Origin of the sequence: Sanguibacter keddieii DSM 10542 (genome assembly GCF_000024925.1) — a bacterium.
GTDB lineage: Bacteria > Actinomycetota > Actinomycetes > Actinomycetales > Cellulomonadaceae > Sanguibacter > Sanguibacter keddieii.
Window position 1 is genome coordinate 437,758 of sequence record NC_013521.1, and the last position, 13,911, is coordinate 451,668.

Genomic DNA, 13,911 nt, shown 5'->3' on the forward strand with positions numbered 1-13,911 from the left:
TCCTTGATCGTCACCTCCGCTTCGTCGCTGAGGTGGGGTACGACGTCGTACTCAGAAACGCCACTGTACCTGTGACCGGTCACAGTACCGGCACACTCCTGCTGGTTGTCAAACATCAGAAAATAGTGTTACCTCGTCGTTGCACAGCGATGTGAGAGTCTGTGAACGCGCACAGGAGTGAGCACAGTCGAGCACGGTGGGTGCACAGGAGCGCCCAGCCGCACGTCGTCGCCGCACGTCAACAGCCGCCTGTCGGCAAGGAGAGTCATGAGCGAGTCCACCGCCGTCCGCACCGCAGCAGCCGATGCAGGCTGGCTCCCCGGTGTCGGGACCATCAGCTACGGCGGGGACTACAACCCCGAGCAGTGGCCCGAGGAGGTCTGGGTCGAGGACGTCGCCCTGATGCGCGAGGCCGGCGTGAACCTCGTGAGCGTCGGCATCTTCTCGTGGGCGCGGCTCGAGCCGCAGGAGGGCGTCTTCGACTTCGCGTGGCTCGACCGGCTCTTCGACCTGCTCCACGACGCCGGCATCCGCGTCGACCTCGGCACGCCGACCGCAGCCCCGCCGGCCTGGTTCTACGCCACCTACCCCGACTCCCGCGTGGTCACCCGCGACGGCGTGGTCCTCGGGCACGGGTCGCGCGGCATGGTCAGTCCGTCCTCGCCCGACTACCGCCGCGCCTGCGAGCGCATCACCCGTGCGCTCGGCGAGCGCTACGGCGCGCACCCCGCGCTCGCGCTCTGGCACGTGCACAACGAGTACGGCGCACCCGTCTCGGACAGCTACGACGACCACTCGGTCCGCGCCTTCCGCACCTGGCTCCAGGCGCGCTACGGCACGCTCGACGGGCTCAACACCGCGTGGGGCACGGCCTTCTGGGGCCAGACCTACGGCGAGTGGGACCACATCGGTGCGCCGGCCACCTCGGCGAGCGTGGTGAACCCCGCGCAGCGCCTCGACTTCGCCCGCTTCACCTCGGACGCGCTGCTCGCCTGCTTCACGGCCGAGCGCGACATCCTGCACGAGCTCTCGCCGGGGATCCCGGTGACGACCAACTTCATGGCGACCAGCTGCCCGTCGATGGACCTGTGGCGCTGGGCCCGCGAGGTCGACGTGGTGAGCAACGACCACTACCTGACGGCCGCCGAGGTCCGGAACCACGTGACGCTGGCGCTCGACGCCGACCTCACCCGCTCGCTCGCGGGCGGCAAGCCGTGGATCCTCATGGAGCACTCCACGTCGGGGGTCAACTGGCAGCCGCGCAACGTCGCCAAGCGCCGCGGCGAGATGGCGCGCAACGCCCTCTCGCACCTCGGTCGCGGTGCCGACGGCATCCTGTTCTTCCAGTGGCGCGCCTCGCGCTCCGGCGCGGAGAAGTTCCACTCCTCGATGCTCCCGCACGCCGGGACGTCGAGCCGGGTGTGGAAGGAGGTCGTCGAGCTCGGCGGCATGCTCTCGAACCTGGCCGAGGTCAAGGGCTCGCGCGTGCACGCCGACGTCGCGATCCTCTGGGACTGGGAGTCCTTCTGGGCCCAGGACCTCGAGTGGCGCCCGAGCGTCGACCACTCGCACCGCGAGCGGATCGTCGCGTTCTACGACCAGCTGTGGCGCGACAACGTCACGGCCGACCTCGTGCACCCCGAGGCCGACCTCAGCGGGTACCGCATGGTCCTCGCCCCGGCCTCGTACCTGCTCACCGACGCGGGCGCGGCCAACCTCACCGCCTTCACGGCGGCCGGCGGGACGCTCGTGGTCTCGTGCTTCTCCGGGCTGGTCGACGAGAACGACGCCGTCCGTGCGGGGGGCCTCGTGGCCGCGCTGCACGACGTGCTCGGCGTGCGGGTCGACGAGCTGCTGCCGCTGCGCGAGGGCGAGACCCTCGCCCTGTCCGGCGGGCGCTTCGACGGGCTCGAGGCCGACGTGTGGTCCGAGGACCTCGTGGTCACCACGGCCGACGTCGCCGCGACCTACGCGAGCGGGCCGGCCGAGGGTGAGGCCGCGATCACGCGCAACGTCCACGGCGACGGCGTCGCCTGGTACACCTCGACGCGCCTCACGGGGGCTGCGCTCACCGCGTTCCTCGACGGCGCCTACGCCGACGCGCGCCTGGTGCCCGAGCGTTCCCTGCCCGAGGGTGTGGAGGTCGTGCGTCGCCGCTCGACCGACGGCCGCTCGGAGTACACGGTCGTCCTCAACCACGGCACCGAGGACGTCCTGGTCCCGGGTGCGGGTCGCGTGATCGTCGGTGACGAGGTCGACGGGACGCCGCGCGTGCCGGCCGGCGGGGTCGCCGTGGCGGTCTCCGAGATCGGCTGAGACCGACCCTGTTGATAACCCCATAGCAGGACGCAGGCCCCATAGCGTCGAGGGCACCCGGCACCGCCCCGGTGCCCTCGACGACTGGAGCCTCGATGACTCTCGCGTGCCCGACCGGACCGCCTGCGCCTGACCCTGCACCGCCTGGACCACCGGGCGCCTCGCGGAGAGGGCGGCCTCGTCGAGGTCGCAGCCGGGCGACGAGCCTGCTGTCGATGCTGCTCGGCCTCGTGCTGGTCGCCGCCGGGCTGGTCACGACCGCGGGGTCCGCGACGGCCGAGCCGACCGGGCCCGGGATGAACATCCGCCCGCCCGGGCACGGCGACGTGTGGCTCGGGGCCCTCGCCCCGCCGCCCGGCTCGGGGACCGGCGAGCTCCTGTGGTGCATCCAGGGGCGCATGATGCCGCCGAACGCGAGCAGCGTGGTCGTGGCGTCCTCCGCGGTCGACGACCCGGTGCTGGCGGCCGCCGTCGCCGCCCACCAGCACGTGGAGACCGTCGAGATGCGCGCGGCGCTCTCGTACCTGGTGCACACCCGGCACCAGATCCCCGGCACCATGGTCGGCGGTGACGCCGCCGAGGCCGCGCGGCTCATCAGTCAGGGGACGCCGGACGCGATCAAGGACCTCGCCGCGTCGGTGATCTCGGGCGCTGCGGCGAACGCCGGTCCGTACGCGGGAGCGTCGCCGGTCGTCCAGACCGGTGACAGCCGCACCGGACGGGTCGACGGGGTCGCGCTGCTCTCTGCGGCCGGGACGCCGCAGGCGGGCAAGCCCTTCACGCTGACGCTCGAGGGCCCAGCGGTCTGGGACGAGACGGGGACCAACGAGCTCCGCGGGACGACGGGCGCGCAGGCGCTGTCGTTCGGGTGGACGGCGACGGGGAACGGGCTGGTCACCTACCGTGCGAGCTTCGGCGACCTGGGTCGCGTCACGCTGACCCGCATGGTGTTCTCGGGAGCGGTGCAAGAGGTGCTGACCTACGGGAATCGCGCTGCGATCGACCCGCGAGAGGTCACGAGCCCACCTGCAGAGTTCGAGGTCGTCCGGGACTTCCAGCCGGAGATCACCACGCGGGTCGCCTCGACCTTCGTGGCCAAGGGGGACCCGATGGTCGACATCGTCACCGCGGCGGCCGCGGCCGGCGACCAGTGGGCGACGGTCGGCGGGGCGCCGGTCGCGCTCGTGGCGCGCGGCACGCTCTACGGCCCCTACGCCTCGCAGCCCGCCGAGAGCGCGACGGTGCCCGACGGTGCTCCGGTCGTCGGGAGCGAGACGCTCACCTTCGCCGGACCGTCGACCCAGCACTCTCCCGGCACGCTGAGCGCGACCGGCTCCGGCTACTACACGTGGGTGTGGGAGTTCGACAAGGAGGCCCAGGCGCCCGACGTCCGGCCCTACGTCCGCGCGAGCTTCGCGCACCCCTTCGGGCAGGTGGTCGAGACCTCGATCGTGCCCTTCGCCTTCCAGGTGCGCACCGAGGTCGCGGACACGGTCGTCGAGAAGGGCGACAGGTTCGTCGACCGTGTCACGGCTGAGCCCGTCGCCGGTGACCTCTGGCTGCACCACGCCGACGGGTCCCCGGTCGAGCTCTCCGCGACGGGCACGCTCTACGGGCCCTTCGTGGCGCAGCCGGCCGAGAGCGCCGTCGCACCCGCCGACGCCCCGGTGGTCACCACCGAGACGCTGGTCTTCAGCGGCCCGGGGACGCTCGACAGCCCGGGGGAGACGGTCGCCACCTCGAGCGGGTACTACACCTGGGTGTGGGAGATCCGGTCGGCCGAGCAGCCGGTCCGCTCCCAGCCGTACATCACCGGCGACTTCGTGGACACCTTCGGGCTGGTCGCCGAGACGCACGTCGTCCCCTTCCAGCCCGAGGCGGTGACCGAGCGTGCCGACCGGGTGGTCGACGACGGGACGCCGCTCGTCGACCACGTGACCGCGTCGGTGGTCGAGGGGGACCTGTGGCTCGAGGCGCGTGGCGCAGGCCCGGTCGAGGTGATGTTCGAGGGCACGGCCTACGGCCCCTTCCTGCGGCCCTCCGAGGAGGGTGGCCAGATCCCGGCAGGTGCGCCCGTCGCCGGCACGGAGCGGCTCACCTTCTCCGCACCCGGGACCCAGACGACAGCGGGCGAGGTCCTCGCGACAGGGCCTGGCTTCTACACCTGGGTGTGGCGTGTCGTCGTCGACGACCAGCCGGTCGACCTGCAGGACTACGTGGCGGACGACTGGTCGGACGACTTCATGATCCCGATCGAGACCTCGACCGTGCTGCACCAGGTCGAGCACCTATCCGTGGCCCGGGAGTACAACGTCGTGCCGGGTGGGCGGGCCTTCGACACGATCCGGATCACCGGCATGGCACCCGACCACGGCGAGTTCGAGGGGCTCGCCGAGTGGGTGCCCGACGTGCGGACCGCGACGGTCCGGGCCTACGGGCCCGTCGTCGAGGTGCCCTCCGGAGCCGAGGTGCCTGAGGGGACGCCGGTCCTCTGGGAGGGGACGGTCGAGGCGCGCAACGGCGTGTTCCACGTCGGCTACGACGACGACCACCCGGTGAGCCCCACGGAGCCCGGGCACTACGTCTTCGTGTACTCCGTCGAGGGAGACGACAGGGTCGAGGCCTACACCTCGCGCTTCGACGACGTCCTCGAGCGCTTCTACGTCCCCGGGCTGCCGGAGGTCGAGCTGCCCCTCCAGGTGGTCACGCAGGCCACGCCGACGGCCGTGGTCGGCGAGCCCTTCGGCGACACGGCGCTCGTCACCGGGACCGTCCCCGACGGCGCCTACCTGGTCTTCGAGGCCTTCGGGCCGCAGGACCCGGACGAGGTGCCGGTGTGCGAGGCCGCCTTCTTCACCTCTGAGCGCGTCGAGGTGCCAGGGCCGGGCTACTACGCCTCAGGTGACACCACGGTCGACCGACCCGGGGCCGTCTACTGGGTCGAGTCGCTCTACTCCTCCGGCGACGAGCTCCTGCACCGCGGGGAGTGCGGCATCCCCTCTGAGACGACCCTGGTCACCGAGGCCCCGGACGAGCCGGTGGTCGAGGAGGCAGCCGACGTGCTGGTGGACCTGCCCGGCCCGGTCCCCTCGGAGGAGGTCCCCACGCCAGACCCAGCTCCCGCGGGCGTCCTCGCCGCGACCGGAGCCGGGGTGGCCGCACTGATCCTGGGGGCCGCGCTCCTGCTGATCGGTGTCCTCGCCGCGCTGGCCGCCCGTCGACGCGGCGGGCCGACCTCATGACCGCGGTCGGCGAGGACCGGACGGGGGTCGACCTCCTGGAGGCGGCTCTCCCCGGGGCTGGGGAGGGCCCGGTTGTGGAGCTACGTGCGCAAACCCGCACAGACTCCGCTTATCATCCCACCATGCAGACAACGGAGAGCGGACCGTCGGACGCCACGCCAGAGGCCACCGCTGCTGACCCGACAGGAGCAGCACCAGACCCCTCGGTCCCGGCGAGGTCCCCGCGTCGGGTGCGCCTCGTCGCGTCGGTGGTCGCGCTCGCGGCCGTCGTCCTGACGGGGGTCGTGTGGAACGCGGTCGCCGAGCAGCGGGCGCAGGCTCAGCTCGAGGAGGCGCGGGACGCTCTCGCCGCCCACCTCGAGGACCGGGCGCGGGTCGTGGTCACGTCCGAGGAGGTCCTGGCGCGAGGTGCCGACGTGCACCGGGCGAGCGAGGGGGAGGTGCTCGACGACTCGGTGCGCGAGCACCTCGACGCCGCACTCTCCGCGCTCGACGAGACGCTCTCTGCCGTGCAGGAGGTCGCGACCGCACCCGTCGACGCCGACCTCTCGGCTGTTCGCGAGGTCATCGCCACGGTCGCCCCAGCGGTGGTGCTCACCGTGAGAGCCGTCGACGAGGCCGAGGTCGGGATCACGGCCGTCGTCGAGGCCCAGGCGGAGTGGGTCCTGGCGACCACACGTGACGCCTACGACGGTCTGGTCGACGAGGTGGCGGCCCTGGCCGCGCAGGCCGACGAGCTCCTGGTCCGGACCGAGGGTGCGGTGCTCGACGATGGCGCCCGTGAGCGCCTCGCGGCGTGGGCGGGGCGGGCAGCGGAGGTCCTGGCGGCTCCGCTGCCGGCCGATGCCGACCTCGAGGGCGCCGTCGAGGCGCTGCGGGACCTCGTGGCTGAGGTCACGGCGGCGATCAGCGGGGTCGAGGACTCTGGCGCGGCGTGGCAGGAGGAGCAGGATCGTCTCGCTGCGGCCCGCTCCTCTCAAGTGACGCAGCAGGCGCCGTCGTCTCCCGCTCCGGCTCCGGCGAGGCCGGGGTCAGGTGCCTCGGGGACGGGCGGCAGCCCGAGCCCGGCGGTGTCGGTACCGCGGGCTCCAGCCGCTGTCCCTGCGCCTGCACCGGCACCAGCTCCGGCCCCTGCTGCAGAGACTCCCCCTGTGCCAGGCCCTATCGGTGACGGCTCGTACTGGGTCGAGACAGAGACCGGTTTCGGTTCCGACCTCTGCGGAGACGAGTTCGGCAACAACTGGGAGTGCTGAGGCGCGACCGACTGCTGCAGCCCTGTGCCTTCCATGGCGCCGGGCTGCAGCGGCGCGTCTCCGGGGCGCGCTGGCGCCGCTCAGAGACTCGTGACCTCAGGTCGTCGAGAGCGCGAAGGCGTCCTGCGCGAGGTTGACGAGATCGACGGCCCCGGGGAGTGCGAGGGGGTCGTCGGTGGCCAGCTGGATGCTCAGCACGACCTTCTCGCCGTCGGCGGTCTCGGCGTACCAGGACCCGGCGAGGTCACCGGGGGCGCTGCCGCCCTTGAACCCGACGTAGGGCCACTCGGCGGAGTCGAGGTCCACGCCGGGGTTGGCCGAGAGGATGTCGCGCACGGGCTCGCCGGCGTCGGTCGTCGCCATGGTCTGCAGGGTGGCGTGCGCGGTGCAGAGGTCCTCAGCGGTCGCGAACCAGTCGAGCCCGTCGTCCCACCGGGAGCCGGTGATGGACGCGGGGTCGATGTCGAGCACGCCCAGGGGCACCTGGTCGAGGGCCGCCTGGCGGTCCTCGGCGCTGAGGTCGGTCCAGCTCGGGACGATCTCGGGCGCACCCCAGCCGAGCCAGAAGAGGTCGCGGGTGGTGAGCAGCGGAGCGTTGACCGTCGGGTCGTGGTGACCCATGTCGCCCATGGCGGCCAGGACGGCCTCACGCCCGACGGTGCTGATGAGCAGGTCCGTCGCGGTGTTGTCGCTGATCGAGATCATGGCGGTCGCGGCCTGCTCGACGGTCACGGTGCTGCCGGAGGGCTGGTCCTGGAGCGTGCCGGAGGGCAGGGACTTCACGTCGTCGGTGAGCGTGAGGTCCGTGTCCCAGGTGAGGCTGCCGTCGCCGACGGCGGTGACGACGGCGCCGAGCACGTAGATCTTGACGATCGACCCGAGAGGCAGGGCCGTGGCGGTGTCGCCTGTCTGGTGCACGGGCGTGCACAGCCCGGCCTCGTCGACCGTCGACACCTGGAGGGCGTGGGTGACACCGGTGCCGGTGAGCAGCTCGTCGAGCTCCTCCCAGCTCGCGGCAGGCTCGCGCGAGGGGTCGGCGCCAGGGGCGAAGAACAGCGTGAGGATCTGCCCGGCGTCGTCGGTCGCGACCTGCAGCTCGAGGAAGGTGCCGGTCGTGTCGGTGATCGTCACGGCAACCGCAGATCCTTCGCCGCGGACCGCCACGGCGGTCCAGGGACCGGTCGCGCCCACGGACGTGAGGGCGCCGGCGAGCTCCTCGGCGCTCATCTCCGCCAGGGCCTCGGGTGCGACACGCTCGGCGACCTCGTCGGCGTCCACGGTGACCTCGGGGTCGAGCTGGGAGAGGACCCAGACGGCCTGCTCGCCTGCCGGACCGTCGGGCATGAGCACCGGCTCGGTCGACGGTGCGGGGGTGCTCTCGCCGTCCGCGGTCGGTGTCGCGCTCGTGCCGGGGTTCGGGGCGTCCGGCGAGTCGTCGGTCGAGCAGCCGGTGACCACCAGCGTCGCTGCCAGGGCTGCCGCTCCCGCGGCTCGTAGTGCTCGGTCGGGGCGCGGGGAGTCGAGAGGCTTCCTTGGCATGCACGTGACGCTATCAAGAGATGCGGGGTGCCGCCGCGCCGCTCGCAGACGCGACGGTGCTGGTCAGCCGATGCGTTCGACAGCGGCCTGGGCCTTGCGGAGGGCGTCCTGCGCGCTGGCGTCGCTGCTGGTGAGCGAGCGGCGCAGGGTCCGCACGATGGTCTTGACCTCGTCGGCGACGGTCGACCACCGGCGCTCGCAGGCCTGGTAGTCGGCGGACACCCCGGTGGCCTCGTAGTCGGCCATGGCGCCGCGCACGTCGGCGGTCCTCTGGTCGACCAGGCTCTCGAGCCGGGCGGCCACCCGGTCGAAGTTCTCCTGTGCGGTCGTGGAGGCCGCGAGGTCGAAGTCGCGGCGGTCGGTGCTCGTCATGGTGGTCCTCCTCCTGGTCGGTCAGCGACCGGTCGAGAACCGGGCGGCGGAGAACGAGGCACCCGACTCGGCCGACCTCGTCTCGTCGGCCATGGTCTGGTCGCCCTCGGCGAAGGCGCGGTCCATGCCCCCGATGCCGGTGAGCACCGAGGCGAGCGCGGTGTCGAGCTCGACGGCGATCTGCTCGGTTCGGGCCCGGAACCTGTCGAAGGCGGCCCGGCCGGCACCGTTGAACTTCCCCTCGAGCGGCTCGGCGGCCGCGGCGAGCTCTCGGACGAGCGCCCCCAGGTCGTCGGTCGAGGTCGACGTCTTCTGCGCGAGCGTCGACAGCACCCCTGCACCCATCGCGAACTTCATGCCCTGCTCCCGTCGTGACGGGCGACGACCTCGGTCTGGTCGTCACCGGTCCCTCGAGACTAGGTCGGGCATACCGGGCGCCGAGGGTTGTCCACAGGGGCAGCTACGTGAAGTTGTCGTAGCTGACCTCCCCGGCCGTGGGGTCGACCTTCCCGACGATCTCCGTGGCCGTCGTCAGCCTGTCCCAGGGGATCACCCCGATCCAGTCGATGCTGTAGGACGAGACCGGGGCGGGCTTGAGAAGAGGGTGCGGCGGTGGCTTGTCCTGGTCGTTGATGCTGGAGTACCTGGGGCAGACGGCTCGGACGAGAGCGGTGTGCGCCAGGGCGTCGACAGAGTCGACGGCGACGAGGACGTCGTCAAGCATCGCGCTCGTGCTGACACGGTAGGCCTCTGTCACCTGGGCAGGCGGGACCCGTCGGTAGGAGCGGTACTCGGTGACCCATGCCCAGCCGTCAGGTCTCGGACCGGCGTGGTCGAGGTAGATCCCGAGGCCCTCGCTGTTGAGCCACGCCGGGTACTCGACCCCGTCGACCACCGCGTAGAGCCCGCTCCTCACAGCCCGGCCTCCTCGTGTCCGTCCAGGAGGTCTTCTCCCGTCGCCGGGTCGATGCGTCCGACTGCCTCGTCGACGTCGGTGAGCCGGTCCCAGGGGACGACGCCCATCCAGTCGACGCTGTACGGCGGGTTCTGGACGGCTTCGAGCAGCGGGTGTGGTGGCGGGCGGTGCTGGTCGCTCATGCTCGAGTATGTGGGGTTTTTCGCTCTGACGACGGCCGTCCGGGCAACGGGATCGACCTGGTCTACATGGACAGCCACCTCGTCCAGCATCGCGTCTGTGAGGATCTCGTAGGCTTCCGAGACTGCGTCGAGGGGGATGGCCTTTCCCCACGAGTCACGTCGGCCGTGCTCCCACCCCTCGGGACGAGGCAGTGTGCCTGGAACATAGATCGAGACGCCACCGGCATGGAGCGATGCTTCGTACTCGACGCCCTCCACGACAGCGTAGATACCTCTTCTCACAAGACCATCTTCCACTGCTGGAAGTTGTCCATGCGTGCGACGAGGACGCGTTCTCCATCTGGGGCGATCTTCCACATCTCCGCTCCGGCGGGCACCTCGACGCGACCGAAGATCTGGAGCTCAGGGGTGTACGCCCCCCGCGTTCCTCCGAAGCCGTTCCCTCGATGGAGGTTGGTGGGATCGAGGCTGTAGTCGACGTGGTTGTGCTTCTCCAGCAGGGCTTCTTCCCAGGCCTTGAGAGCCTTCGGCGACGTAGGTCTCGGCTCTCGAGCGATGTGCTGCTCCTCGACGAGCTCGTGAAGCCGTGTCTTGAAAGCATCAGGGCTGAGCTGTGAGAGCTCGGTGTGATGCGCCTCGATCGCGTCTGTCACGTAGTGGACGGTGGATGGCTGGGTCTTGCCCGCCTCGAACTCGATGGAGAAGTAGTTCTGGTCCACGTACTGCCGTTGAGCGTCTCCGAACTTCGTGTTCTCGTAGCCGAGGCCGATCCCGTCGTAGGTGCCTCTCGTGTCCAGGTCGCCGACATCGACGGATCGAGAGACGAAGCCTCCCACCTCTGATGCCCCATACCTCGTGGGGGTGGTGCCCATGATCTCCGGGTTTTCCCGGACCAGACGGTCGTACGCGGCGAGCTGAGCCGCAGCGTCGGGGGAGTCGATGTCGATCTGCTTGCCGAGGTCGTTGATGAAGGTGTGTGCGAGGTCCGGCGGGATGACCTTCTGCAGGACGGTGTCCGGGGTGACGCCCGGGAGCGAGTCGCGGATGTCGCGCAAGGCCCAGAGGTCGTCTGCGCTGAGCTTGTTCAGCGGCGTGTCGAGGAGCTCGACGAACTTCGCCTCGGTGAGGTTGTTCCGTACGAGGCCCTGGGCGAGCGTGTAGTTGAAGTGCTCCTGCGTCCCCGCCTTGTTGCCGAGCGGGGTGTCGGGGCTGCGGTCGCCGCGGTACGGTCCGTCACCACCGGTGCCGTCGCCGCCGTTCCCGCCGCCACCGTTGTCTCCGCCGCCGCCAGAGCCGTTGCCAGGTCCTCCGGGCGTCCCGTCGCCCGGCCCACCAGGCGTGCCGTCTCCGGACCCGCCGTGCCCTCCAGACCCGTGACCACCACCGGTCCCGTCACCACCGCCACCACCGGACCCGCTGTGGCTGCTGCCACCGTTGTCGATCAGGTGGACCCCGCCCCCGTGGTGCGTCGACGGTGAGCCGGGCGCACCGGCCCCGACGAGCTCGTGCTCGCGCACGAGGTCGACGACGGGCTGCTGCGCGGGCGTCTCGGCCTGGTTCGTGTTGTTGGTCTGCTCGGCGCGCGGGTGCTCGTTGGAGACGTCGACGTCGCGGTTGACGTTGTTCGTCGCCCCGGCGTCGTCGCCGCCGCGGTTGACGGCGGGGTTGTCGTCGAAGACGCCCGAGTTCCCGCCGGTGCCACCGGTGCCGTCACCGCGGTGGGTGTTGGGCAGCTCGATGTCCACGTCGATGTCGATGCCGCGCAGCGACGTCGACAGGCCGGTGCTGAGGTCGCTGAGGTTGGTCCGCAGGCCGGAGAGCACGTCGTCGAGCTTGAAGCCCTTGAGGGCCTTGGCGCCGCCGATGATGAGGTCGGTCGGGTCGAGGACGCGGTTGACCACGGAGGCGCCCTTGCCGATCCCGGAGAGGACCTGTCCCGTCCGGCCGGCGGTCGCGGTGCCCTTGACGACACCACCGGCGCCGAAGGTGAAGACGGTCAGCGCGATGTTGCCGAGCGCGGTGCCTGCGGCGCGCGCCGGGTCCTCTGCCCACATGTCCCACGCGATGAGCGACTTTCCGGTCTCGGTCCAGGCGTTGCCGGCGGTTCCCCAGCCCCACTCACCGGTCTCGGGGTCGCGCCCGATGAGCGCGCCCATCCCGCCCCAGGTCGCCTCGAAGGTCTCCCACGAGAAGCCGTCCTCGCCGAGGCCGATCATGCCGCCGAGGCCCTTGAGGCCTTCCCAGCCGATGTCCATGACGATGCCGTCCCAGACGAAGCTCTTGACGCCCACGGCGGCCGACTTGGGGCAGTGGTCCTCGCGCTGCACCTGGGAGCCCCAGGGCATCTCTGCGTCCTCGGGGATCTCGGAGTACCCGTAGCCGTTGGGGTCGTCGTCGCCGGTGCTCGCCGTCCACGGCGCGATGCAGTCGATCGCGCGGATGGCGTTGGCGCAGGTGCGCTCGGCCTCCCAGAGCTGGACCTGCAGGTTCCCGGCGCGCGTGCGGAGCGCGTCGTTGGTGTCGATGTTGTCCTGCTCGAACTGCCACTCGTCGTCGCCGGAGATCGAGGTGCGGAAGGTCCCGATGTCGGAGCGGAGGGTGTCGAGGGAGGCCTTGATGTCGCGGATGTCGGTCGCGTAGGTGCTGAGCGCCGCCGAGACGCGCTCGAGGTCGCTCGCGAAGGTGTCGGTCGTGGTGGCGACCGGGTCCATCACGGCGACGAGCGTCTCGGACTCGGGTGCCTTGTAGTAGGCGCCGAGGCCCTGCCAGGTGGACTTGACGTCGGCTCCCTGGTCGCGGATCGACGTCGCCTGCGTGAGCAGGTCGGCGGCGGCGGCCTCGACGGCGTCGGGGTCGAGGTTCGCCCCGGGCAGCCCGGTGGCGTTGATGGCCTGCGCGCTCATTCGGGTGCCTCCGTGAACTGGTCGAAGCGACCGGTCGATGCGACCTCTGAGGCGAGCTGCTGCTGGGTGAGCATCATCTCCTCGTCGCCCTTGTTGTACCAGCCGATGGCCGCGACGGTCCCTGTCATCGCGGCCTCCATCCGGGTGCCGATGCCCTGGAGGGTGGTGGTGCGGTTCTCGAAGAACACGCCGATGGCCTCGGCGACGACGGGGCAGTCGCCGGAGCCGGTGACGGCGCTCGTGACGATCCCCTCGATGCCGCCGAGCGCGGTTGACAGCTCGTCCGCCTCGACCAGCATGGAGTTGAGGACGGTCTCGCACCCGCTCAACGTGATCTCGTACCCGCTCATCGCAAGGACCCCTTGACCCTTCGGTGGACGCGGCCGCAGCCGCACGGTGGCGCAGGCGGTGAGGCCTGCTCAGGAGGGCCCGGGGGAGTCCCCGGGCCGGTGGGACGTCAGCCGATGTTGTCGACGGCGGACTTGGCGCGCTGCAGGGAGTCCTGCGCGGTGGCGTCGTTGCGCTCCAGGGAGGTGCGCAGGGTGCGGATGATGGTGCGCACCTCGCCGGCCACGGTGTTCCAGCGCTGCTCCTTGCCGTGGTAGTCGGCGGAGACGCCGGACGCCTCGTAGTCGGCCATCGCGGCCTTGACGTCACCGTCGCGCTGGTCGATGAGGGTCTCCAGTCGCGTGGCGACGCGGTTGAAGTTCTCCTGGGCGGTGGTGGAGGCCGCGAGCTCGAAGTCGCGGCGGTCTGCGGAGTTGCCAGCCATGATGTGTCTCCTCGTGCGAAGTGGGTGGGGTGCGGGTCAGCGGGGGACGCCGAAGCGGGCGGCGTCGAAGGCGGTCGAGCCCTCGGTGGCGCGCGTCTCGTCGGCCATCATCTGGTCACCTTCGCCGAAGGCGCGGTCCATGCCGGAGATCCCGGTGAGGACGCCCCCGAGGGCGGTCGACAGCTCGACGGAGATCTGGTCCGTCTGGGCCTTGAACTGGTCGAAGGCCGCGCGGCCGGCACCGTTGAACTTGCCCTCGAGGGGCTCGGCGGCCTGGGCGAGCTCGCGGACCAGCGCACCGAGGTCCTCGCTCGAGGTGGACGTCTTCTTGGTCAACGTGGAGAGCACGTCTGACCCCATCGCAAACTTCATCGAGAACTCCTTCGGCTCACTACCGAGGACTGCCCTGCTCGTGT

The 13,911-nt window shown here is 71.1% G+C and carries 12 protein-coding genes; 3 read left to right on the forward strand and 9 right to left on the reverse strand.

Translation table 11 applies throughout. From position 1 onward, the window contains the following. Positions 1 to 267 precede the first annotated feature (267 nt). The 3 genes from SKED_RS01920 to SKED_RS01930 all read left to right on the forward strand — a co-directional run bounded on the left by SKED_RS01920 (position 268) and on the right by SKED_RS01930 (position 6,811). Positions 268 to 2,316: a beta-galactosidase gene (locus tag SKED_RS01920; RefSeq protein ID WP_012865429.1), complete on the forward strand. Its 2,049-nt coding sequence runs from the start codon at positions 268 to 270 to the stop codon at positions 2,314 to 2,316. Between the two features lie 215 nt (positions 2,317 to 2,531). Next, a complete protein-coding gene (locus SKED_RS01925) occupies positions 2,532 to 5,558 on the forward strand; it encodes a hypothetical protein (RefSeq protein WP_012865430.1) in 3,027 nt (1,008 codons plus the stop codon). A 122-nt stretch (positions 5,559 to 5,680) separates the two neighbouring features. Next, positions 5,681 to 6,811, forward strand: coding sequence for a hypothetical protein (locus tag SKED_RS01930; RefSeq protein WP_143755620.1), 1,131 nt, complete (start codon positions 5,681 to 5,683; stop codon positions 6,809 to 6,811). Positions 6,812 to 6,907: 96 nt separating this feature from the next. Here the strand turns inward: SKED_RS01930 and SKED_RS01935 are convergent, their stop codons facing one another. From SKED_RS01935 to SKED_RS01975, 9 genes are all read right to left on the reverse strand, one after another. Next, positions 6,908 to 8,350, reverse strand: a complete 1,443-nt coding sequence (locus SKED_RS01935; RefSeq protein ID WP_081447885.1) for a serine hydrolase — start codon at positions 8,348 to 8,350, stop codon at positions 6,908 to 6,910. Between the two features lie 63 nt (positions 8,351 to 8,413). Next, positions 8,414 to 8,722: a hypothetical protein gene (locus tag SKED_RS01940; RefSeq protein ID WP_012865433.1), complete on the reverse strand. Its 309-nt coding sequence runs from the start codon at positions 8,720 to 8,722 to the stop codon at positions 8,414 to 8,416. Between the two features lie 21 nt (positions 8,723 to 8,743). Beyond that, complete coding sequence (locus SKED_RS01945) at positions 8,744 to 9,079, reverse strand: hypothetical protein (RefSeq protein ID WP_012865434.1); 336 nt, start codon at positions 9,077 to 9,079, stop codon at positions 8,744 to 8,746. 103 nt (positions 9,080 to 9,182) lie between these two features. Then, positions 9,183 to 9,638, reverse strand: a complete 456-nt coding sequence (locus SKED_RS01950) for a hypothetical protein (RefSeq protein WP_012865435.1) — start codon at positions 9,636 to 9,638, stop codon at positions 9,183 to 9,185. Next, complete coding sequence (locus SKED_RS19880; RefSeq protein WP_143755621.1) at positions 9,635 to 10,117, reverse strand: hypothetical protein; 483 nt, start codon at positions 10,115 to 10,117, stop codon at positions 9,635 to 9,637. Before SKED_RS19880 ends, SKED_RS01950 begins: the two co-directional genes overlap by 4 nt. After that, a complete protein-coding gene (locus SKED_RS18785; RefSeq protein ID WP_012865437.1) occupies positions 10,099 to 12,723 on the reverse strand; it encodes a WXG100 family type VII secretion target in 2,625 nt (874 codons plus the stop codon). The genes SKED_RS19880 and SKED_RS18785 overlap by 19 nt, the downstream gene beginning before the upstream one ends. Next, a complete protein-coding gene (locus SKED_RS01965; protein WP_012865438.1) occupies positions 12,720 to 13,073 on the reverse strand; it encodes a DUF6507 family protein in 354 nt (117 codons plus the stop codon). The genes SKED_RS18785 and SKED_RS01965 overlap by 4 nt, the downstream gene beginning before the upstream one ends. Before the next feature lie 107 nt (positions 13,074 to 13,180). Further along, the gene (locus SKED_RS01970; RefSeq protein ID WP_012865439.1) at positions 13,181 to 13,495 is read right to left on the reverse strand and encodes a pore-forming ESAT-6 family protein; all 315 of its coding nucleotides are present in this window, start codon (positions 13,493 to 13,495) and stop codon (positions 13,181 to 13,183) included. Between the two features lie 36 nt (positions 13,496 to 13,531). Next, on the reverse strand, positions 13,532 to 13,867 hold the full coding sequence (locus SKED_RS01975; RefSeq protein WP_042437692.1) for a hypothetical protein: 336 nt from the start codon (positions 13,865 to 13,867) through the stop codon (positions 13,532 to 13,534). Between the last annotated feature and the right edge of the window lie 44 nt (positions 13,868 to 13,911).

Bases quoted from the DNA above. Each gene is read 5' to 3' on its own strand.
- SKED_RS01920 (WP_012865429.1), top strand. From the start codon at position 268: ATGAGCGAGTCCACCGCCGTCCGCACCGCAGCAGCCGATGCAGGCTGG.
- SKED_RS01925 (WP_012865430.1), top strand. From the start codon at position 2,532: ATGCTGCTCGGCCTCGTGCTGGTCGCCGCCGGGCTGGTCACGACCGCG.
- SKED_RS01930 (WP_143755620.1), top strand. From the start codon at position 5,681: ATGCAGACAACGGAGAGCGGACCGTCGGACGCCACGCCAGAGGCCACC.
- SKED_RS01935 (WP_081447885.1), bottom strand. From the start codon at position 8,350: ATGCCAAGGAAGCCTCTCGACTCCCCGCGCCCCGACCGAGCACTACGA.
- SKED_RS01940 (WP_012865433.1), bottom strand. From the start codon at position 8,722: ATGACGAGCACCGACCGCCGCGACTTCGACCTCGCGGCCTCCACGACC.
- SKED_RS01945 (WP_012865434.1), bottom strand. From the start codon at position 9,079: ATGAAGTTCGCGATGGGTGCAGGGGTGCTGTCGACGCTCGCGCAGAAG.
- SKED_RS18785 (WP_012865437.1), bottom strand. From the start codon at position 12,723: ATGAGCGCGCAGGCCATCAACGCCACCGGGCTGCCCGGGGCGAACCTC.
- SKED_RS01965 (WP_012865438.1), bottom strand. From the start codon at position 13,073: ATGAGCGGGTACGAGATCACGTTGAGCGGGTGCGAGACCGTCCTCAAC.
- SKED_RS01970 (WP_012865439.1), bottom strand. From the start codon at position 13,495: ATGGCTGGCAACTCCGCAGACCGCCGCGACTTCGAGCTCGCGGCCTCC.
- SKED_RS01975 (WP_042437692.1), bottom strand. From the start codon at position 13,867: ATGAAGTTTGCGATGGGGTCAGACGTGCTCTCCACGTTGACCAAGAAG.